This is a genomic window from Methylophaga sp. UBA2513, from assembly GCF_002341285.1.
GTDB lineage: Bacteria > Pseudomonadota > Gammaproteobacteria > Nitrosococcales > Methylophagaceae > Methylophaga > Methylophaga marina.
In genome coordinates this window covers 44,919-68,016 of sequence record NZ_DDNT01000006.1, presented here as the reverse complement: position 1 = coordinate 68,016, position 23,098 = coordinate 44,919, and the positions used below count along the sequence as shown (strand labels likewise).

Annotated in this window: 18 protein-coding genes; 12 read left to right on the top strand and 6 right to left on the bottom strand. The window is 44.7% G+C overall.

Translation table 11 applies throughout. From position 1 onward, the window contains the following. Positions 1-14: 14 nt before the first annotated feature. Positions 15-1,046, top strand: a complete 1,032-nt coding sequence (locus tag B3V56_RS02085; protein ID WP_289282398.1) for a GGDEF domain-containing protein — start codon at positions 15-17, stop codon at positions 1,044-1,046. Here the strand turns inward: B3V56_RS02085 and B3V56_RS02080 are convergent. Next, on the bottom strand, positions 1,039-1,323 hold the full coding sequence (locus B3V56_RS02080; protein WP_289283925.1) for a hypothetical protein: 285 nt from the start codon (positions 1,321-1,323) through the stop codon (positions 1,039-1,041). The genes B3V56_RS02085 and B3V56_RS02080 overlap by 8 nt on opposite strands. Position 1,324: 1 nt before the next feature. Then, positions 1,325-2,569, bottom strand: coding sequence for a M48 family metallopeptidase (locus B3V56_RS02075; RefSeq protein ID WP_289282396.1), 1,245 nt, complete (start codon positions 2,567-2,569; stop codon positions 1,325-1,327). A 114-nt stretch (positions 2,570-2,683) separates the two neighbouring features. Between B3V56_RS02075 and orn the strand changes: the two genes are divergently transcribed. The 6 genes from orn to B3V56_RS02045 all read left to right on the top strand — a co-directional run bounded on the left by orn (position 2,684) and on the right by B3V56_RS02045 (position 9,305). Further along, on the top strand, positions 2,684-3,241 hold the full coding sequence (gene orn, locus B3V56_RS02070; protein ID WP_289244523.1) for an oligoribonuclease: 558 nt from the start codon (positions 2,684-2,686) through the stop codon (positions 3,239-3,241). Positions 3,242-3,305: 64 nt separating this feature from the next. Continuing rightward, positions 3,306-3,464, top strand: a complete 159-nt coding sequence (locus tag B3V56_RS02065; protein WP_289244524.1) for a DUF2256 domain-containing protein — start codon at positions 3,306-3,308, stop codon at positions 3,462-3,464. Further along, a complete protein-coding gene (locus B3V56_RS02060) occupies positions 3,400-4,932 on the top strand; it encodes an exonuclease domain-containing protein (RefSeq protein ID WP_289283924.1) in 1,533 nt (510 codons plus the stop codon). The genes B3V56_RS02065 and B3V56_RS02060 overlap by 65 nt, the downstream gene beginning before the upstream one ends. A 5-nt stretch (positions 4,933-4,937) precedes the next feature. Continuing rightward, the gene (locus B3V56_RS02055; RefSeq protein WP_289282393.1) at positions 4,938-6,476 is read left to right on the top strand and encodes a cryptochrome/photolyase family protein; all 1,539 of its coding nucleotides are present in this window, start codon (positions 4,938-4,940) and stop codon (positions 6,474-6,476) included. Then, positions 6,476-7,867 (top strand): deoxyribodipyrimidine photo-lyase, encoded by a 1,392-nt coding sequence (gene phrB, locus B3V56_RS02050; RefSeq protein ID WP_289283923.1) that lies wholly within the window; start codon positions 6,476-6,478, stop codon positions 7,865-7,867. The genes B3V56_RS02055 and phrB overlap by 1 nt, the downstream gene beginning before the upstream one ends. Positions 7,868-7,925: 58 nt before the next feature. Continuing rightward, a complete protein-coding gene (locus tag B3V56_RS02045) occupies positions 7,926-9,305 on the top strand; it encodes a sensor histidine kinase (protein ID WP_289283922.1) in 1,380 nt (459 codons plus the stop codon). Here the strand turns inward: B3V56_RS02045 and B3V56_RS02040 are convergent, their stop codons facing one another. Next, entirely contained in the window at positions 9,306-11,243 is a 1,938-nt protein-coding gene (locus tag B3V56_RS02040) for a methyl-accepting chemotaxis protein (protein ID WP_289282388.1), read from the bottom strand. A 54-nt stretch (positions 11,244-11,297) separates the two neighbouring features. Continuing rightward, on the bottom strand, positions 11,298-12,368 hold the full coding sequence (queG, locus tag B3V56_RS02035; protein WP_289282387.1) for a tRNA epoxyqueuosine(34) reductase QueG: 1,071 nt from the start codon (positions 12,366-12,368) through the stop codon (positions 11,298-11,300). A 45-nt stretch (positions 12,369-12,413) separates the two neighbouring features. On the opposite strand from queG, the gene B3V56_RS02030 reads away from it, so the two are divergent. From B3V56_RS02030 to B3V56_RS02010, 5 genes are all read left to right on the top strand, one after another. Further along, positions 12,414-13,895 (top strand): NAD(P)H-hydrate dehydratase, encoded by a 1,482-nt coding sequence (locus B3V56_RS02030; RefSeq protein ID WP_289282386.1) that lies wholly within the window; start codon positions 12,414-12,416, stop codon positions 13,893-13,895. Between the two features lie 9 nt (positions 13,896-13,904). Further along, positions 13,905-14,360 (top strand): tRNA (adenosine(37)-N6)-threonylcarbamoyltransferase complex ATPase subunit type 1 TsaE, encoded by a 456-nt coding sequence (gene tsaE, locus B3V56_RS02025; protein WP_289282385.1) that lies wholly within the window; start codon positions 13,905-13,907, stop codon positions 14,358-14,360. 98 nt (positions 14,361-14,458) lie between these two features. Beyond that, positions 14,459-15,805, top strand: coding sequence for an N-acetylmuramoyl-L-alanine amidase (locus tag B3V56_RS02020; protein ID WP_289282384.1), 1,347 nt, complete (start codon positions 14,459-14,461; stop codon positions 15,803-15,805). Positions 15,806-15,838: 33 nt separating this feature from the next. Then, a complete protein-coding gene (gene mutL / locus B3V56_RS02015) occupies positions 15,839-17,494 on the top strand; it encodes a DNA mismatch repair endonuclease MutL (RefSeq protein ID WP_289282383.1) in 1,656 nt (551 codons plus the stop codon). Between the two features lie 32 nt (positions 17,495-17,526). Continuing rightward, positions 17,527-18,627 (top strand): hypothetical protein, encoded by a 1,101-nt coding sequence (locus B3V56_RS02010; RefSeq protein ID WP_289283921.1) that lies wholly within the window; start codon positions 17,527-17,529, stop codon positions 18,625-18,627. A gap of 81 nt (positions 18,628-18,708) precedes the next feature. Here the strand turns inward: B3V56_RS02010 and B3V56_RS02005 are convergent, their stop codons facing one another. Beyond that, positions 18,709-21,810 carry an efflux RND transporter permease subunit gene (locus B3V56_RS02005; protein ID WP_289283920.1) on the bottom strand — a complete coding sequence of 1,034 codons (3,102 nt, stop codon included), beginning with the start codon at positions 21,808-21,810 and terminating at the stop codon, positions 18,709-18,711. Between the two features lie 41 nt (positions 21,811-21,851). Continuing rightward, a complete protein-coding gene (locus B3V56_RS02000) occupies positions 21,852-22,934 on the bottom strand; it encodes a hypothetical protein (RefSeq protein WP_289282379.1) in 1,083 nt (360 codons plus the stop codon). Between the last annotated feature and the right edge of the window lie 164 nt (positions 22,935-23,098).

The following is a 23,098-nucleotide window of genomic DNA, read 5'->3' as shown; positions in this document are numbered from 1 at the left end:
ATGGAATATAGCAAGTGAGCAAAACTTTATCGTTCCCCCCTGTTTATCAACACGCGTTTCAACAAGCCTCAGAAAATCTTCGTCAGAGCTTATTACTGGCTAATCGTTACCAGACGCCGATCACCCCCGTGAACTATGCCGTCTGGTACGAATATGTGTCAGGTGACAATCAGGATTTGGTGAACAGCATTGATACCCGTTTAAAGAAAAATGACCCCATTACCCCGGAAGTGACACAATATCTTTATGAGAAATATGTGCTGATGGGCATGCCTGAACGTCTCAGTAATACGAATAATGGGCTGAAGCTGGTTGTTGATAATACGCTGGAAAATATCAGTAGAGTTGAAGCTGCAGCCTCAGAATGTAATGAAGGCCTGACTCAAAGCCAGGTAAAACTAGAAAGCTGTAATGATATTGATGAACTAAAAACACTGGTCAGCCAGATCTTGACCAATACCCAACAAATTACCAATAGCAGTGGTGAGCTAAAGACTGAATTGACGCGCTCAACAGAAGAGATAATGAAACTCAGACAAGAGTTGGAAGCTGTTAAAGAAATGGCAAGAACAGATAATCTAACGGGGCTGCTTAATCGGGGAGCTTTTGATAATGAGCTTCAAAAGCTATGTAGCAAAGGTCATGCGTTTAGTCTTGTTTTATTCGATATCGATAAGTTCAAACGACTGAATGACAGTTTTGGACATTTACTGGGTGATAAAGTCCTACAGTTTTTTGCCTCACTATTAAAAAGTCACTCTAATGACATTCATATTGCGGCTCGTTTTGGCGGTGAAGAATTGGCTATGCTATTTGTTCATTGCAGTCTCGAAGAGACCTTTATGATCACGGAAAAGATTCGTGAGAAATTTGCGGCAAGCCGCCTGAAGAAAAAAGGCAGCCATGAGTCTATTGGACAAGTGACAGTGTCTGCAGGCATCAGCACTTATCAAAACAACGATACACCGATTAGTTTGATTGAACGTGCTGATCAGGCGCTTTATCGCTCAAAAGCAGACGGCCGTAATCAAGTGAATTTTATTTAAGGTGATAAAAAGTCGAATTTAAATAATCAACCACCGCGCGTTTTTGTTGCTCATTCCAGCTAACATCTGCTGCTTTGGCACAATACGAAACACGCTTCTCAAGCGCGGCTAAACTTTTAATATTTTTCTCATCTCGGCTGTATAACTGGTATGGATCACCACCGCTCAGTGATGCATGACACTGCAAGCAAGCAGCATCATGCAACTGTTTACCATTGGCATGCACGATAGTGCATAACACCAGTCCGCCAAAAAAGGTCACTGTTTTTTGCAACATATCAGGCAGAGTTCGTTTGTAAGTGAGCAATCCGCATAGCCGCCGGAGGATGCGAATCATAAACAGCAGAAACCAGTGGATCCGGAGTTAAGGTACTGGCATTTTCTTTATATAACGCCACCAATGCCGCGATCAGATCATCTGCACTTGATACCGAGGCAGCATAGGCATCGGCTTCATACTCATATTTACGAGACAAGGATGTCATCAGTGGGTGTAAAAAGAACATAAATACGGGGATGACTAACATGAACAAGGCAAGTGCCATAGCATTCGACTGCTGGCTAACCCCCAAGCCTTCATAGAACCAGGTCTGATTTGATGCCCAGCCCAGCAATGCCAGACCAATCAAACTAATCACAGCCATCACCACCATATTTTTGACCACATGCTTGCGACGGAAATGGCCCAACTCGTGCGCTAATACAGCTTCAATTTGGTCTTCATTTAACGTATTGAGTAAGGTATCGAAGAAAACAATGCGTTTATTGCTTCCCAGTCCTGTAAAGTAAGCGTTGCCATGACCGCTGCGACGTGAACCATCCATCACAAAAATACCTTGGCTTTTGAAACCACACCGGGCTAATAAATTTTCCACACGTTGCTGTAAATTGGCATCCTCCAGTGGCGTAAATTTATTGAACAAAGGGGCAATAAAGGCAGGATAAGCCCACATCATAAACAAGGCAAAGCCAATCCAAGCCGCCCAAAGGTACAGCCACCAGAATTCACCTGTGCTTTGCATCATCCACAAGGCGACCCAAATCAATAAGGCACCCATGATAAGGGTCAACAATGTTTGTTTAATAAAGTCAGAGAAGAACAGAGCCGGGGTATTACGGTTGAAACCAAACTTATCCTCTAAAACAAATGTTCTGTAATAAGAAAATGGTAAGTCTAATAATGAACCAATGACAATAAAGCTCAATAGAAATAATATACCGGTCAGCATGGGCGATAGACCCAGTCCATCCCAAGCTGTCGAGAGTAAGGACAGACCACCGCCAAATGTCCATGCCAGCAGGATAATCACGCCATAAACATTTTCTTTGCGGCCAAAGCGACCTTTTGCCACAGTATAATCTGCCGCTTTTTGGTGAGCGCTAAGACTAATCTGTTCTTCAAAGGCTTTTGGCACTTTATTGCGATGCGCCTGAACATGTTTACCTTGACGCATTGATAACCAGAGTTCAGTTGCTGTCATCAAAAACAAAGCCGCTAAAAATATCCAGCTAAATTCGTTCATAAATATCTATCCAATTTGAATCTTTATAAAATGTCATGCAGAGTAGCCTTTGATACAATCACAGGCAAGTAAGTTCAACCAGTCTAAGTCCAACTCAAAAAAAAGACGGAGCCCATGGCCAAAAGTAAAAACAATCTCATATGGATCGATCTGGAGATGACCGGTCTTGATACTAATAATGACTATATCATTGAAATAGCCACCATTGTGACAGATGCACATCTCAATGTGTTAGCAGAAGGCCCGATATTAGCCATTCATCAAGACGATGCTATTCTTGATGGCATGGATGAGTGGAATACCCGCCAGCATGGCAAATCCGGTTTGGTTGAGCGTGTTCGTAACAGCACACTTAATGAAGCGGATGCTGAACAACAGACCATTGAATTTCTGAAAAAATACGTTCCTGCAGGTGTCTCGCCAATGTGCGGAAACAGCATCTGTCAGGATCGTCGATTCCTGGCTCGATGCATGCCTGATCTGGAAGCCTATTTTCATTACCGCAACCTTGATGTCAGCAGCCTTAAAGAACTGGCTCGACGCTGGGCTCCTAAGGTCGAAAAAAGTTTTAAAAAACGCTCATCACATCTTGCTATGGATGACATCAAAGACTCTATTCGCGAATTAGAACATTACCGCGAACTCTTTATTAAGCTTCCTGAAGCAGAATAAGCTGTTCACATTGATTTCACAGATAGCACGACAAGCTATCTGTGAAATTATTTAGTGAATAGTTGTGACACACACCAAAGCCACACTCCCCGTCAAAATTTGTCCTATCTGTCAAAGGCCGTTTACATGGCGTAAAAAATGGCAGCGAAATTGGGATAATGTCGTCTATTGTTCACAACGCTGTCGTCGACATACTCGTTCATCCGTCTCGCATCATGACTAAGCTGACTTGTTTCCCTGAGCACATGATTTTATTGGACTGTGAAACCACCGGTGGTCGGGCCAGTCGGGATCGCATTACTGAAATAGGACTGATTGAGATTAAAGGCGGTGAAGTTCAGTCGCGCTGGCAAAGCTTAATTAATCCTGGGCGCCCCATCCCACCATGGATTCACAAAATCACAGGCATTAATGATGAGATGGTGGCTAATGCTCCCGCCTTTGAGGATATAGCTGAATCCTTATATCAACGTCTGCAAAACGTTATTCTGGTTGCTCACAATGCCCGTTTTGACTACAGTTTCCTCAAGCAGGAATTTAAACGCGCAGGCTATGATTATTCAGCCAAAACACTGTGCTCGGTAAAACTTAGTCGACGACTTTTCCCTCAACATCAAAGGCATAGCCTGGATAAAATCATCCAGCGCCATCAGATTGCCGTGAAAGATCGGCATCGAGCAATGGCTGATACGGAAGTTATTCTGACGTATTTCACTCTCATCCAACAACAAATCGATGCAGCAGTCATCCAGCAGACAATTGCCGATATATTAAAACGACCCAGTCTACCGAGCCATCTTGATAATACGCTTATACAGAAATTACCCGAAAAGCCGGGTATTTATCAGTTCTATGATGAAGGCGGCACACTGCTCTACATCGGTAAATCTGTCAATATTAAGGAGCGTGTACTCAGCCATTTTTCAGCAGATCATCGGCATCACAAAGAACTTGATATCAGCCAGCAGTTACATCATATCGATTGGATTGAAACACCCTCTGATTTTGGCGCTCAGTTATTGGAAAACAGCTACATCAAACAAACTTCACCGCGTTACAACCGTCGCCAAACCAAAATAAAAAAACTGTATCAAATCAACAAAACGCTTAATAAAGACGGTTATGCTGAATTAGATATTATGCTGGCTGATATGACGGATGCTTTTGATATTACTAGCAAATACGGGCTGTTTCGCAGTAAAAAACAAGCACAAACCAAGTTATTAGACCTCATCTCTCAATACAAACTATGCCAACGTCTCTGCCACATAGAAAAGAAAGCATCCGGTCCTTGTTTTAGTTATCAGCTAAAAAAATGTCTCGGTGCCTGTTGTGGTAAAGAGCAAGCAAAGCTTTATAATCTGCGTGTCGATATGGCCTTGACCCACATCAAAAATCAGCAATGGCCATGGTCAACGCCAATTATTGTGGAAGAACAATCTCCAATGAACAACGGCGTCGATAGTCATTTTCATCTTATCGATCAATGGTGTTATCTGGGACAGGTAGACAGTCATAACACGCCAAACACCCGGTTGTTGAAGCAGCCGCAGGATTCGATCTTCTTTGATATTGATACCTATAAAATTTTATTACGCTTCCTGGCCCCTACGAAACTGAGTCACTTTCCCTATCTCAGGATTCATCCACTGGAAAATTCAACCAGTGTTTCCATGAATAGTTGGGGGTAACACGGGTGAGGCTGAATATCATTCTAGGCGATCAACTCAATTGGAATAGTCTTATCTGGCAGGATGTTGATAAAGCCACTGATATTTTCTGGATGGCAGAAGTCGCTCAAGCCTCTCTGCAGCCAGCATCAAATAAAAACAGAACCGTTATCTTCCTCTCTGCCATGCGGCACTTTGCTAAAGAGATAGAAAAAAAAGCGTTTGATTTAATCTACTATCGCATCACGGATGGCTTCAACTCGTTTTCCGAGGTTTTAACTCATACATTTAATCAGCACGACATTACGGAAATACGTTGCGTATTACCTGGCGATTATCTGGTTATGCAGGAAATTGAACACGTCGTAAAACAACATCATTTAAAGATAGACTGGTTAGAAGACAAACATTTCATCGCCAAACGTGGCGAGTTCAGTCAGTGGTTAAAACAACGTAAAAAACCCACCATGGAATACTGGTATCGCCATTTACGTGAATCACGCCACATTCTGATGGAACAGGACAAACCCACTGGCGGGCAATGGAATTTTGATAAATCGAATCGGCAAAGCTTTGCCAAACAGGGTCCAGACCCAATCAAAGAGAATCCAAACTATTCTGTCGATGACATCACACAGGATGTTATCGACATCGTAGAGAAACACTTCTCACAACTGCCAGGCAAGCTCGATACGTTTAACTGGCCAGTTACGCGTCGCCAGGCGTTGATTCAATTACGCCACTTTATCGACCACTATCTGCCTTCGTTCGGCGATTACCAAGATGCAATGTGGACGGATCAGCCTTTTTTATATCACGCGCGCTTATCGGCCAGCTTAAACCTTAAACTGTTAGATCCGCAGGAAGTGATCGATGCTGCAGAAGAGCTTTATCAAAAAAACAAAGCACCTCTCAACGCGGTAGAAGGTTTTATTCGACAAATATTGGGCTGGCGAGAATATGTCAGGGGCTTATATTGGGCACATCGAAAGGATTGGCTTCAGTTTAACGCGCTCGATGCCAAACGTGATTTACCTGCGTTTTACTGGACAGCAGATACGGATATGCACTGTTTACATCAAGCCATAAAACAAGTCATTGATTATGGTTACGGACATCACATTCAGCGGCTTATGGTAACGGGCTTATTTGCTCTGTTGTGGCAAGTCGCCCCCAAACACATTCATCAATGGTATCTGGGCATGTATGTTGATGCCGTCAGTTGGGTAGAAGTGCCGAATACGCTAGGTATGAGTCAATACGCTGATGGCGGAATAGTTGGCAGTAAACCGTATATTGCCAGCGGTGCTTATATCAACCGCATGTCAAACTACTGTCAGCATTGTCCATTCGACCCAAAACAAGCTTCTGGCGATAAAGCTTGCCCTTTTACTACCTTGTATTGGTATTTTATCGATCAGCATAATGACCTCATTAGTCACAACCCTCGGCTGGCGATGCAAGCAAAAAACTGGGAAAAGAAATCACATAAAGAACAACACGCCATCCGTGAACGAGCCGCATGGTTATTTCAGCATATCGACAAAAAGAATAAGGATACCTAATGTCAGCATCACATTTAGTCTGGTTAAGAAATGATCTACGTTTAGATGACAATCCTGCCTTCGCTTTAGCACAGCAGCGTGGCGATATTCAGGTTTTGTTTATTGCGACACCCAAACAATGGCTGCAACATAATGAGTCTGAGGCCAAACTTGGTTTGAAAGCAGCCTCACTGAATGATTTAAATCACAACCTTGCTAAGAAAGGTATTCAATTCACACTGTTAGAAGTGGATTATTTTGTTGATGTCCCCGCTGCTTTAGGTCAGTTTTGTGACGACAATAAGATTGAGTCTGTCTGGTTTCAGCAAGAAACCGCCTTGGATGAGTGTAGACGTGATGAACAGGTTGGACAGACTTTATTAGCCAACCATATCGAATGTCATGCCCTTGAGTCTGATCTGCTTGTACCGATTCCAGTACTAACTCAACAGGACGAACCTTATAAGGTATTTACTCCCTACTATCGTCGTTGGCGTACGATTCTTGAAGACCGGGCACGCCCTCCATTTGATGAACCAGAAAAACAAGGTAAGCCGATAAAAGTCAACGATATAAAGCCTGGCTGGGCTGGCGACTATCGCGAAGATCTATGGCTGGCTGAAGAATCAGACATCCTGCAAAAGCTACAGCAATTTTGTCAGAAAAAACTTAAAGCCTACCCAGAAAAGCGTGACATACCAGCCACACCAGCGACCAGCACACTGTCACCGTATCTAGCGATGGGTCGTTTGGGTCCGAGACGCCTTCTACATAATATTCAATATTATTGCGCGGAGCAGAATCTGCACTGGCAGGATAATGACTGGCTAAGAGAATTAGCTTGGCGTGACTTTTATCGACAATTACTCACGCATTTCCCCGAACTTAATAAAGAAAAGCCCTTCAAACCAGAAACGGAAAATCTGGTCTGGAATGACAGCGAATCAGCCTTTGATGCCTGGTGTGAAGGCAAAACGGGCTTTCCGATTGTGGATGCGGCCATGTGCCAATTAAATCAAACCGGCTGGATGCATAACCGCTTACGCATGGTTGCGGCCAGTTTTTTAACCAAACTTTTGTTTATCGACTGGCGTAAAGGGGAAAAATATTTCATGCAAACCCTGATTGATGGTGAGTTTGCGGCAAATAATGGTGGCTGGCAATGGAGTGCCTCCACAGGTTGTGATGCTGCACCGTATTTCAGAGTATTTAATCCTCAGCGGCAATCTGAAAAATTTGATCCTGATGGTGAATTTATTCGACGCTTTGTACCAGAGTTAAAGTCTCTTTCTGCAAAACAGATACATGCACCAAGCTCGGCACAACGAAAAGAATGTGATTACCCTGAACCAATCATAGATTACAAAAAAGCCAGACAAGAGGCGATCTCGGCATTCGACTCATTGAAGTAGATAGCGGAGACGCATTTTAAGTATTTGAAATTCGTCGAAATTGACATATGATTCGCTGATGTTCTATGGCGAATCACACGGTTATGTAGATCCCGCTCTGCCAGAGCTGGACTCAGATGCCTTAAACCAAGTTAAGCAACAAGCGGCAAAAGATCTGGCCAAACGCACCATATCCGGCGGCCTGATCGTGTTTTTAGCTCTGCTTATTTCCGCCTATTATTCGCCGATCATGAATGATGCCCCCTTTTTTACCTATTTTTTGTTTGGGTTGATGGGCCTCCTCTTTTTATGCCGCCTGTACGTTGTCTTCTCCATCCTGAACACACCACATGCTGTAGACATGAAACTAAAACAGCTTTTTGTGGTGTTCTTTTTCTCAGCTCTGACTTGGGGTATTTACGTCGCGGTTTGCCTCTACCTGTATCAAACCTTATTTACTAATATGGTCGTACTGATGTTTACCATTGGTATCGGTGCAGGTGCATTGACTAGCCTGTTTATCTGGAAAAAGCTGGCTCGAATGTATTTATGCATGATTTTTCTGCCCATCATCGTATCGACCATGCTCAAATGGAACCTGAGTACAGTGAGTATCTTATTTGGACTGATTTCGTATATGATTTTTTTGCTGATACAAGCATCTCGTGCTAACGCAGAGTATTGGCAGTCACTCTATTTAACCAAAATACTTCAACAACAGACCTCTGCGCTTCAACAAGCAAAAGAACTCGCTGAAACGGCCAATCGGGCCAAGACAGAGTTTTTATCCAGTATGAGCCATGAGTTAAGAACCCCTCTGAATGCCATATTGGGTTTTACACAATTACTCAGAACTGACCCAAAATCGCCCCCACATTCGCAACAGGCCGAGAGCCTTGACCACATCATGAAAGCAAGTAAGCACCTACTAACATTAGTTAATCAGGTGCTTGATCTGGCAAAAGTGGAAAGTGGTCATCTGGATTTAAAATTAAAGCCCACCCATATGGGCAACACCGTCACAGATTGTCTGTCGCTGGTAGATAGCTTAGCCAGTCAGAAACAAATCAAACTCTTTATCGCCGACGATCCCAAGGTTTATGTCAATGCTGATCCTATGCGCTTAAAACAAATCCTGATTAATTTGTTGAGTAATGCCATCAAATATAACCGACCGGAAGGCAGTTTAATGCTGGAGTATAAAAAGCAGACAGATTCACTTCGTGTGCTGGTGATCGATACCGGGTCAGGTATTTCTCATGAAAATCAGCAATTATTGTTTTCTAGTTTTTCTCGATTAGGGCAAGAAAATTCGACAACAGAAGGCAGTGGTGTAGGCCTGGTTATCACCAAAAAACTCATTGAAGCAATGGGTGGACGAATTGGTTATCAAAGTAAAGAACAGCTTGGTTCAACCTTTTGGTTTGAACTGCCATTGGCTGCTCAGCCTGTATCCTGATCACTGCTTTAAGGCCAGCACTAATAGTTTCAGCTCTTCACTGATAGTCGTTAAGCCTCTTCCAGACTGACCAATACCCACAATATGTTGATTCACATCAATTGAACTTGATTTAATCTGCTCTGCCGCACGGGCAATGTCATCAACGGTCGCCGTTTGCTGTTGGGTGGCCGTAGCAATCGATGAATTCATTTGCGTAATATTATCCATTGCCGAAACAACGGGTGCCATGGCGAGATTCGCGTCATCGGTCTGCGCTGAGCAACGTTTTGCGGCAGCACTTTGGCGACCAACAATACTGGTCGCCTCCGCGCCGGAAGTAGCGAGTTGCTCAATAATCGCTTTAATTTCTTCCGTTGATTCAGTGGTTCTCGATGCCAGCAATCGAACTTCGTCTGCCACAACGGCGAAACCTCTGCCATGTTCACCAGCTCTGGCGGCCTCAATAGCCGCATTTAATGCTAATAAATTGGTTTGTTCTGCCACCCCCTGAATGACTTCCAGTACAGACTGAATATTTTGACTGTTTTGCTCAAGGCGATGAATAACCGTTTCTGCATCAAGTAAATCCATAGCAAGTTGTTGTGTCGCCGTTGATGCCAGGCTGAGCTTATGCCGAGCTGAATATGTGGCTTCGTTTGCTTGCCCAGCAAACTCTGATGCATCTATCGCGTTATTGGCGACCTCCTTAAATGAATATGACAACTGCATAACAGCAGTAGCCACCTGATCAGTCGTATGTTGTTGCTGTTGTGTCAGTGTCGAAGTAGCTTCGGACTCCTCTTGCAAGGTTCGACTGGCGTTAATCAACGTTTGCGCCTGATGGTCTAATTTATCAATCAAGTCGCCGAGATACTGCTGCAAGTGAAGTGCTGCCTCGACAACGGAGTTGGTCTCACTAAAAGCCAGTTCAGAAGTCAAGCTCTGCTGATAATAACCAGCAAGCATGGCTTTAAAAAAGCCATCAAGTTTGAGCAAAAAACGCATCAAACGATTTTGCATCACAAACTGTAGACAAAGCGCGGGGATAATAAAGACAAGAGCCAGCAATACTAGCCACTGCAAGCGTTGCGTAATATCCGCCTTTATCTGGCTAATTTTGCTCTCATAGTCAGCCAGCATCGCTTGAAAAGCCAGCATTTCTTGATTCAAGTCTTCTCTGCTTGCCGTGACTTGTTGCTGCATGGCCTGGGTATTGCGGAGTTCTTTTTCGTAACGCTGAGTCAGGCTATGTAAAGAAGCAATACTGAGCTCGCCGATCTCATCGGGCTCTTGTGGAATTAATGCCTCTTCATCTACCTCTGTGTAGATACCAAATCGCGGCATGGCTTCCAGTTGCTTAACCAACTCTGCGAAATGCTGATTTTCGTCCAATAAGGTTTTCTCAATCGCTTTATCCTGGGTCTCAAGATATCGCTGTCGATATAAAGAGATTTGATTCAGGCTATGCTCAAGCTCCACCAGCTTCTGCAGAAAATCCGCAATCTGCCATGCTGGGGTAGATTGTGCTTTTTCTGCGTAACGATTCAAGCTCAGTAAGTCACCGTTACGTTCCCGCTCGTTATTCATTAACAAGGTTTGAGGATTAGCTGAAAGTTTGCCTGCAGAGCGCACTTGTTGAACTTCTGACTGCAATGCATCGATACCACTCTGTATGGCTGTATTATCCGACTCACTCAGCCAGTCAAACGTTTTTGTTTTCATTGCATCGAGCTGATTTTCTGCATCCTGAAGTAAATTGGCCTGGCCCGAGGCTAAATAACGTTCCAGCAAAATACGTGTATCAATATCAAACACATTTCGATATTGCTTAAATTCCTGAGTGATTTGATAAGGCTTATCGAGTTGATACCAACCCCAGACAGCAACAACAGCCGATAATATGAGTGCAAAAACAATAACAAAACTAATCAGGCGGGATACAAACGATAACTTCACTTAACTTCTCAGCAGTCAAAAACACGCTGAGTGTAAAGTGTATCAATGACAGCTTTATGACATTTTATGCTGCTGTAATGCCCAATCAATATGCTCTTGGACCATATCTGACACCTGATTTGAACGAGTCATTAATGCCTCAATGACTGACGGACTGGTTTGGGCATTACCCAGAGCAACAGCAATATTCCGTAACCAGCAGTCATAGCCAATTCGCCGGATAGGACTTCCTTCCAGGCGTGACAAAAAGGTTTGTTCTGACCACATAAATAAATCAACAAGCTGCGGCGCATCTAAACCCTCACGGGGTGAATAGTCTGACTCTGTGGTCGCCTGAGCATACTTATTCCATGGACAGACCAACTGGCAATCATCACAGCCATAAATCCGGTTCCCCATTAAGGGTCTGAACTCTTCCGGAATCGAATCGCGCAATTCAATGGTTAAGTAAGAAATACATCGACGTGCATCGACTTCATAGGGTGCTACAATGGCTTTTGTTGGGCAAATATCGATACAGGCGGTACAGCTACCGCAGTGAGCGGCTACTGACTGTGTTGGTGGCAATGGTAAGTCCGTATAAATTTCACCCAGGAAAAAGTATGAGCCATGATCACGATTTAGCACATTGCTGTGTTTGCCTATCCACCCCAGCCCCGCTTTTTCCGCGATTGCTTTTTCCATCACCGGTGCACTATCTGTAAAAACACGATAACCAAACTCGCCGACTTCTTTTTGAATGTGCTGGGCAAGTTTGGCCAGGCGTTTTCGCATCAATTTATGATAATCACGACCCAAAGCATAACGGGAAATAAAGGCTTTCTCATCATCATCAAGCACGGACCAGGGCTCGGCTGCTTCCCCAGGCCAATAATCCATTCTGACACTGATAATACTGACTGTGCCTTCAACTAATTGGGTTGGGTGAGTCCGTTTACTACCATGCTTTTCCATAAAGCCCATGTCGCCATGAAAGCCTTTTTCCAGCCAGTTTTGTAATCGCTGATCTGCCTCTGACAAATCAAGATCACTGACACCCAGCGCCTGAAATCCCAGCGAACGCGCCCAACGTTGCATACGTAAGATAAAATCCTGCCATTCGATGTCAGTGTTTTGTTTGTCCATAAACCTATTATAAGCTGTCGGGATTGAATTAGAGGGGATCGACTTATGCACATCTTGCCGGATCGTTTATATACTGCCGCGCAAACACGTGAAATTGATCGCACCATCATTGAAGACCATCACATTAGCGGTAGCGAACTCATGTCTCGTGCAGCAAAAGCCGCACTGGATATTTTGATGAGGTCTTGGCCGCAAGCCAAACATATCACCGTATTTTGCGGAGCAGGGAATAACGGTGGGGATGGGTATGACCTTGCTCATCAGGCGATTAATAAAGGTTTCCTTGTCGACCTTATCGAGCTGGGTCAGCCTGATAAAATGAGTGATGAAGCCGCCCATGCGAGACAAGGCTTTTTAAGTACAGGTCATAAGCCTCAAGCTTTTAGTGGTCAAGTTGCGGAGACCGATGTCATTGTTGACGCGCTGTTCGGTACAGGCTTGGATCGCCCTGTAACAGGTCATTATGCAGAAGCTATCGCCGCCATCAATAATACGGTTCAGGCTCGCATTTTATCGATCGATATCGCCTCAGGCCTCAATGCGGATACCGGAAAAGTCATGGGCATCGCTGTGAAAGCGGATATCACCGTGAGCTTTCTGGGATTGAACCAAGGCTTGTTCACGGGAGACGGTCCACACTATAGCGGACGCATTTATTTTGATGATTTAGAAACACCAGAGAGCCTATATAAAACATTACCTACATCAAGCCAACTCGCCCGCTTCGAGCACTATAAACAACAATTAAAACCAAGAGCGCGTTCAGCCCATAAAGGGGACTTTGGTCATTTACTGGTCGTGGGTGGCAATCGTGGCATGTCAGGTGCTGCGAGAATTTGTGCTGAAGCAGGAGCCCGCACTGGAGCAGGACTTATCAGTGTTGCCACACATCCTGAGCATGCTCACTGGCTGAATATAGACCGTCCTGAGTTAATGGTGAGCGCAATAGATTCAGCGACTGATTTAGCAAAGTTATTAGAGAAAGCCTCAGTAATAAGTTTTGGCCCGGGCTTAGGTCAAGATGCCTGGTCTAACCCTATGTTTAATGCGCTTCTTGAAATAGAAAAACCGATGGTCATGGATGCAGATGCCCTGAACTTACTCAGTCAGCGTCCTGCTTACAAATCAAACTGGATTCTGACGCCTCATCCTGGTGAAGCAGGCAGATTGTTGGGTATGAGCAGCAGTGAAATAGAAGCAGACCGCTTTCATGCTGTGAAACTTATTCAGCAGAAATACGGAGGCGTTGTTGTGCTTAAAGGATCAGGGTCATTGATTTGTGATGGCAGCACCACACTAGTATCAACGGTAGGCAATCCTGGTATGGCAAGTGGGGGAATGGGTGATGCATTGACCGGTATTATCGGTGGCTTACTTGCACAAAAAATATCACTCTTTGATGCTGCCAGCCTTGGTGTCATACTTCATGGTATGGCCGCTGACAGAGCAGCCAAAGAACATGGAGAACGGGGATTACTGGCATTAGACTTATTACCTCATCTTCGTCATCTGTTGAATTTAAAATAAGAAAAGAACGTGCATAGATATCTTGATAACGAAAAAGCGACCATCAGCCTAGGTAGAGACCTTGCCATGCTGATGCCTGACAAGCTCTTCACCATTCATCTTGAAGGTGAACTGGGTGCAGGAAAAACGACCTTCACCAGAGGCTTTGTGCAAGCGCTTGGGCATCAGGGTAATGTCAAAAGTCCCACCTATACTCTTGTTGAACACTACCAGCTTGATCACAGGGATATTTACCACTTTGATTTATATCGTCTCAGCGATCCCGGTGAGCTTGAATTTATGGGTATCGATGATTACTTTCATAACAATGCCATATCATTGATTGAATGGGCGCAACGCGGTCAGGATTTTTTACCAGCGCCAGATCTGATGATTCACTTATCGTACCAATCAACCGGAAGACAGGTAGATATTCAAGCAATGACAGCTTTGGGTGAAGAAGTCTGTGGAAAACTTCACAAATAGTTCAACTTTCCCTTGTATCTCATTTATTTAGAAAGAAAACTTGATTTTAATTTTAAGCAAAGAGAAAATAACGGCCAAGTGATCATAAGGGTGTTGAGATGGTCCGTCTCCTACTAAGTTTTTTTCTGCTATTTTTTACAGCGCCAACATGGGCTGATGCCATTCAAGGTCTGCGCGTGTCTTCAGATAATCAGAGTGCACGCTTAGTATTTGATCTTGATAACAAAGTCAGTTACAACGCATTTACTTTAGCCAACCCCGATCGTCTGGTCATTGACTTAAAAGGCTTTCAACAACGTGATAAGTTGACGATTCCATCGTTGATAAATACCCCAATAAAAGCTGTGCGCTATGCCGCCTATGATCAAAATACGTTACGAGTGGTATTGGATTTAGCTCATGAAGTGAAATACCAAACCCAAACGCTACCACCGCAGAAAAACTACCCTAACCGCTTAGTGGTTGATCTTCTGTACACACAGCAACAACTCAAACAATCTATTGCTGAAGTCAAAGAAGAAGCCTTGAACACGCCTTCGGAGGCTGCTCAGAATAAGGTTGAACAAGAACAAAAAGTCATCAAAACCAATAAAATTCTACCGCGCAGAGATATTGTTGTAGCCATCGATCCTGGACATGGTGGTCAGGATTCTGGCGCAGTAGGAGCTCACGGCACTAAAGAGAAAGACGTGGTGCTTGCTATCGGTAAACGACTGGCCAAACTGGTAGATCAAGAGCCAGGAATGCGTTCGTATTTAACCCGAGACAGTGATGTATTTATCAGTTTGCGACAGCGTATCCGCCGCGCTCGGGAAAACGGTGCTGACATGTTCATTTCCATCCATGCTGATGCTTTCACCAATCGCAAAGCCCGAGGATCGTCTGTCTATGTTTTATCCAGTCGTGGTGCGAGTAGTGAAGCAGCGCAGATTCTTGCAGACAGAGAAAATGCGGCTGATTTAGCCGGAGGCATCAGCCTGGAAGATAAGGATGATTTATTGGCGTCGGTCTTACTTGATCTGTCTCAAACAGCCAGCTTGGAAGGCAGTTTGGAAGTCGGTCAGACTGTCTTGTCAGGTCTTAAACGTGTCGGTCATGTTCACAAAAAACACGTCGAATCCGCTGCTTTTGTGGTGCTCAAATCACCTGATATCCCCTCTATTCTAGTCGAAACAGCCTTTATTTCTAATCCAGAAGAGGAAAGGAAACTCAAAAATGCTAGCCATCAGAATAAATTGGCTCACGCCATGATGGTCGGCATTCGTAATTATTTCCAACAAAACCCGATTCCCGGCACTAGCCTGCCACAACAACATATTGTCAGTCGCGGTGATACTCTGAGCATGATTGCTCAGCGCTATCGCGTGAAGATGGCAGATATCAAATCAGTGAATAATCTGGCCTCTTCCGAAATTCACGTTGGCGATGTCTTAAAAATCCCCTAAACCTCTTGGCGTTCATACGTTAAACTTTAACGTATGAACGCGACTAGAATTCACGCCCTACCTCTTCACCTAGCCAACCAAATTGCTGCTGGCGAAGTAGTAGAGCGCCCAGCTTCAGTACTTAAGGAGCTTGTTGAAAACAGTATTGATGCTGGTGCAACTCAAGTAGATATCGTGATCGAGGGTGCGGGCAGTCAGCTTATAAAAGTCACTGATAATGGCGCTGGCATTCATCCTGATGATTTAGCACTTGCCTTAAGCCGGCATGCCACCAGTAAATTACATAGTAGCGAACAACTCAGTGTGATTGGCAGCTTGGGGTTTCGCGGTGAAGCCTTACCCAGTATTGCCTCTGTCACACGTTTGAGTCTCACCTCAAAACAAGCAGAACAGCCATGTGCCTGGCAAGTGCGATCCGATAAGCTAGAGCCGGAACCTGCTGCTCATCCTGATGGGACAACCGTGAGCGTAGCAGAGCTCTTTTTTAATTTACCCGCGCGTCGCCGCTTTCTGCGAAGTGATAAAACAGAGCTTCATCATCTAATGACAACTTTCTATCGACTCGCTTTGAGTCGATTTGATATTGGGTTCAGTGCACGCTTTGATGAGCAAAGTTATATCAAACTACCCGCACTCAAATCAGCCGATTTATATCCTCAACGACTGGCAAAAATCTGTGGTCAGGCTTTTGTTCGTCAGGCCAACTATCTAGAACAATCCTTTGAAGATACTCATTTATCAGGCTGGGTGAGTAAAGCCTCTGCCCATCGCGCTCAAACCGATGTGCAATACTTTTTTATTAATGGTCGTGTCATCAAAGATCGGGTGATTAATCATGCAATACGCCAGGCCTATGGAGATTGGCTTCCACCCGGACGTCAGGCAGCATACGTACTGTATTTGAACATGCCTCTGGACCGAGTGGATGTCAATGTACACCCGACGAAACATGAAGTCCGTTTTAGAGATGCACGTTTGATTCACGGCCTGATAAACAAAGCCATTCAGGAGGCTATAGCAGAAACACCGGCACCAGATCAGCTCCAGACAGAGTTAAGTTTGCCAGATTCCGAACAGGTGAATGAGCAAGCATCAACTTATCAGGCAGAAAGCACATCTGTAGACAAGGCTAAAGCTGTTAAGTCATTACCTGAGACCATTAATTGGTCATCAGCCTCAATCTTACATGGCCGGTTTATGGTTCTGAATACGCCAGAGCCAGCATTGATTGATCTGCAACGAGCAGACAAAAAGATTCGCCAGCAACAACTTAAACAAGCGATTGCTCAGAATAACCTGACCTCCAGACCGATTTTAGTGCCTGTACGCTTGCCTATTTCTACTGCTCAAATCGGCCAATTCCAACGCTATAAAACAGATTTATCTGCGTTCGGTATTGAGTTTGAAACCGACAATGAGACTCTGACCATTAAACGTATCCCCTTTCTGTTATCACAAGTCGGCCTTCCAGAATTGGTTCATCGTTTAGCCACTGTACTTGAAACTCAAAACAGTGATCATGCCTCATTAATAACAGATGCATTAATGCAGTTATTACCAGATAACCCGGTTCATAGTCCTGAACAGGCGAAATCTATTATTGAATGCGTGTTAAATAATAAAATCGATAAAACAGACTGCTATCAGAAACTTGATCCCGCCTTACTGACTGGCTTATTCTCGTCTTAAATAATAATGACACTAATCCAGAGAGAAATTTTATGGCTAAGTCTGCACGATCAGTTCCATCCCTTGTCCCTGCTATTCTGGCCTTAATGGTACTGCTGGGTCTGGCCTATTTACTCTTTGCAGACTTACAACCCTCTCGCACGGAACACACGGTTTCGCCACCGATAGAAATCGAAGATCCAGAAATAGAAGAAGTCACCATTGAACCTGTCGCACCTACCGAAGATCAGCAAGCCATCATAGAAAAAGAAGCAGAACAATTTGTGGATCATCTGGGTAGTAAAGCCGTGACGTTAAATGACAAACAAGGTGAGTTCGTGCGGAAAGATGGCACTATTGTGATCCCCAAAATAGAAAAACGCGAGACGACCCTCGGTCAGTTACTTGCCGATAAAAGTCTGAGCGCAGACACCCCAGTCACCATCAAATACACAGAAACTGAAAAACAACAAACGACATTACAAGCGCTTGATGACAGTACTGAAGATAAAAATACCTTTGTCACCATTGAACAAGCCGATGGCAGTCGACAACAGCGGCCGCTTATTGATTTGCTCAACGCTGATAATGTCGACAAAAGTGCACCTATTACGGTGATTACTGAGCAAGATGTACAGAAGAAAACGACCATTGGCCAATTATCACAATCAGATTTACCTGAAGATCGCCTGCTTGAGGCGGAAATAGATAAAGGCTCTATCGAATTGTCAGTGAACGACATCGTCAAATCGGGTGGTTTAGAGGACAGTGCTCTATTCTATCTGCATCGTGTGACTGAGGCCGATCGTCAAGGTTTATGGGGAATTATTCAGTCTGGCTTGATTCAACGTTTTCGTCAGGGTCTGGCACTTGAAGGTATCAATAAAGATTTAGTCAGAGTCACCATTCCTGCTGATGCCGATGAACCGCTACCTACCGGACTAAGCTCATTTCTTGGCAAGGTTTTAAACAATAAAGTGGAGTCTAGCTATATCTATAACTACACCACCAGCACAATGGGACATAATCCAGATTTAATCTACCCAGGACAGCAACTGATATTGATTCATTTCTCCTCTAAGGAGCTAAAAGACATTTATCAGTTCTTTGCCGATCAACGCAATGAGCAAGCACAAACCTTTGCTATTCACTGATGATTATAGAAATTGCCTTTTTTGTCGTGGTGTTACTGATTATTGGTATCGCCTTTTTAATTCCATTTGATTAGTTGGTGCTCAGAGCTGCGCTTCTCTACTGGTTTTGAATCGTCCGTAGCGAAGCATGATACTTGGCAACACCAATAGATTTAACACCGTGGAAGAAATCAAACCACCGATAATAATACTGGCCATCGGCCCCATAATCTCACGGCCAGGGCTATCCGAGTTTATCGCAATGGGTAACATGGCGAGCGCTGTGACCAAAGCCGTAATGAGTATTGATGGTAAGCGTTCTTGTGCCCCTCGGATGGCAGTATCCAGATTCCAGGCCGCGCCCTCTTCTGTCACCATGTATTGGTAATGTGACACCAGCATAATGGCATTACGCAATGTGATACCAAATAGCGTCACGAAACCGACTAATGAACCAATCGACAACACGCCGTTGGTTAAAACCACGGCCAGCACACCGCCGACTAGAGAAAACGGTAAATTAATCAATACCAATATCATATTGCGAAAGCTTTGTAAGGCCACGTAAAGCAATAACAAAACAGCTAAGCCTGCCAAGGTGGAATGCACAATCAAATCCTCACGAGACTGCGCTTGCGCCACTGCCGCACCAGTAAACTCAGGATAGATATCTGCGGTGAAAGCGACTTCATCATGTACACGTTGTTTCAGCTCAGCAAAAAAAGAACTCAGATCACGCTCAGTGACATTAGCCGTGACCGTTTGCAAACGCTGTGACCCACGATGCTGAATCATATGGCGTCCCGAGACCTGCTGAATCACCGCAATGTCCTGTAAGCGTAACATCACGCCTTCTGGCGTCTGTATGGGTAAGGCTCTTAACTGCTGAGGTTGTTTACGCAGTTCTTCAGGTAACACAACCACCACATCAAACACCTGATTGCCTTCATAGACTTGGCCCACAACAGCCCCATCAAACCCCGTTCTCACTGCCTGCATCACTTCTGCAGGACGCAAGCCCCAATAAGCAAGCTTGTCTAAATCCAGCCGCACTTCAAGCTGTGGTTCGCCGGGAGGGGCTCGAAGCTGAACATCAGCGGCGCCATCAATATCCCTCATAACTTCTGCCACTTCTTGTGCAGTCTGGTCCAACGCATCCAAGTTCTTGCCATAGATATTGACGACAATAGGTGAGGTATAACCGGAAATAGTTTCATCAATACGTTCTGTTAAAAATGTATTCACCTCCGAGTTCACGCCGGGAAACGCTTCTAATATTTCACGAATTTCATCCAGTACCCGCTGCTGAGAGGGCCCATCCATCGGCTCAAGATCCACTTCATATTCACTGTAGTGTGTGCCAAACGTATCAGCACCACGTTCTGCTCTACCCGCCCATTGTGAGGTTGAACGTACACCGGGTATTTCTGCCACCCGCTGCTCTATACGACCACCTATTCGCAACGACTCTTCTATAGATGTTCCCGGTACGCTTGCGGTATGAATAATATAATGACCTTCACGAAGTTCCGGTAAAAAGCTACCTCCTAAGAACGGTAATATCGATAATCCCGCTACACAGAAACCCAGCACACCAAGCAAGGTTAGTCTTGGAAAATGGCTTATCGCAGATAGCACACGACCATATATAGGTTTGATCATTCGAATCAGGGGTGGCTCGTCATGACTGACATCTCCTGCTCGGGTCAGCAAGATATGACAAAGCGCTGGCGTGACCGTCAATGCCACGGCTAGTGAGGCAAAAATGGCCAGAATATAAGCTTCACCCAATGGCTCAAACATACGACCGGCAACCCCACTTAATGTCAATAATGGCACAAAGACCAGCATCACAATAAAGCTGGCATAAACCACTGAACTTCTTACTTCCATTGACGCTTCATACACCACTTCCATGGTGGGCTTAGGTGCTGCTAGCAGGGCATTTTGCCTTAATCGACGAAAAATATTTTCGGTATCAATGATGGCATCATCGACCACTTCCCCGAGTGCGATGGCCAGACCACCCAGGACCATAATGTTTATATTGATGCCAAATTCCAGCAAGACAATCATGGCTGCAAACAAAGAGAGAGGGATAGCTGTCATGGAGATCACAGCGGTACGGATATTAAATAAAAATAAAATCAGCACCAGCATGACCAGTCCACCACCGACCATCAAATGTTCTTGGATATTGACGAGTGATGTCTGGATATAGTTTGCAGGTCGGAATAAATCATCATGCAAGGTAATGCCTTCAGCACCGAAACCATCTTTGAACTCATCTAAAGCAGCCTCAATGCCTTCGGTTACTGCCAGTGTATTCGCTTTGTATTGACCAATGACCATTAACACAACGGCAGGTTTACCACCGATAGCAGCACCACCAATGGTTGGTGCTGGCGCTTCTTTTACAGACGCAATATCACCCAGTCGCAGAACAGTATTACCTTCTTTTCTCACTACAACTTTGGCTAGCTGTGTGGCATTGAGCGGTTGTCCGCTGACTTGAATGGTCATTCGTTGATTCTGGTTTTCAACAAAGCCGGTGCCCATAATGCCGGTAGCTTGCTGCGCGACTGTCGTCACTTCATCGATCGAAATACCATATTTCGCTAATTTGTCGGGTTTTATCTGAATTTGTAATTGACGTTCATGACCGCCAAACACATTAATATCTGCCACGCCATCGACGCTCAGCAACCTGGGAGCCAATGTCCAGTCTACAAGCGAGCGCAATGTCATCAAGTCTTGCGAATCAGACGTCAGTCCTATGGTCATAATCGTGCCGGATGAGGATTCTAATGGCACCATCAATGGAGCGCCCACGCCAGCCGGTAAGACTTCTTTTAACCCCAATAAGCGCTCAGATACTAACTGCCTGTCCAGATAAATATCCGTATTGTCGTAAAAGGTTAGCGTCAACACCGAAAGACTGGGGATAGACTGAGAACGGATTGATTCCATCCCCACTAGACCACCCAGCGCATTTTCTAAAGGCTGCGTCACCAAGACTTCTACTTGCTCAGCCGTTAGGCCTTGGGCTTCTGTTTGAATGATGACCTGTTTGGGGGCGAACTCTGGAAAAATATCTAAGCTGGAGTGAGATAATTTATAGACACCATAAATAAGTAACATCGAAGCCAGAGCGACCACCACGCCACGAAAGCGTACCGAAAAAGCAACGACTTTAGATAGCATGCAGACTCACCTCAATCAGCTGACTAAAACAGAAGCGGCATTTAATCATCATCGTCCTCATCATGAATCTGCCAGCGGAACTCTTCTGATAACAACATTTGAGCCCCTGAAATCACGACCTCATTACCTTCTTCAAATTCGTTTTGTGTAAATATACCGCCAGCGACCAACTTGCCCTCACTTAAAGGTATACGTTTGTAGCTTGCTTCATTCAATTGGATGTAAGCCCAAGGCTGTCCCGAATACCAGACAATAGCCTCGTCTGGAATATGAAAGCCTGAATCAGGATCACTATTTTCTGGAATCCAGGCATCCAAACGCATACCTAAACGAAGCTTGCCGGTCGCAATTCGGAAATAATACGTTTCACCCTGAATTTGTTTTGCACTGACATAGGCTGGGGAAACGAAATAAGCTTTTCTTGCAGAAGCGCGGCCCCCCGCACGAGAGACTCGAATCACATTCACATCTGCTGGCAACGATGACTCGATAGGAAGTGTCACCATTAGCAATGTGTCATGACGATTAATTAATCTTTCCAGCTCTTTCGAAGATTTATCCATAACCCAGTTTGCAATGGATTCACCCCAGCTTTGAATCAACTCTGTTTTTGCGTCTTCAAGCTGAAATGCCGCAGAGTTAAGGTTGGCCTTGGCTTCACGCCAGCTGGTTTCCGCATAGATCACATTCTTACTGGCCACACTACCAGTTCCCTTTGCCAGCTTCTTCAGTCGTTCCCACTCCAATCGGTTTGCATTTTCAGTCACGCTTGCAATAGTGACGGCCGATCTTAGCTGATTTAATCGCGCACGCCATTGAATCAGTTCGCGTATATCCACGACTTCTGCATAAGCCTTAAACTCAGGAAACAAAAGCGTTTTATGTAGTGTGAGCGTGTCAATGCCCGCGTAGGGAATCGTTTCATCCACTAGTGTGACGATGAGCGGCTGGTTAGTATTCTCTTCGTCTTCATTGTCATCATCATCCTCAAACTGCTGATGACTGGAAACCAACTCTTCGAGTCGCTCGTTCCACGATTTATCCCAAAACGACCCGACGAAAATAACCGCGAGAGCAGCTAGAATGATCAATGCCCATAACCACTTCTTATTTAATGCCGACATTCAGTTATCCATTGAATAATCAATAAAAATAGCTGGTCATTAGAGCATGCCCCACTGAAGCGGACAAGTATGGAATAGAATTAATGATGATTTCCCCTTGACATCACACCTGTCAGAAGGTTTAATACGCACCCTTATCGGCTCGATAGCTCAGTTGGTAGAGC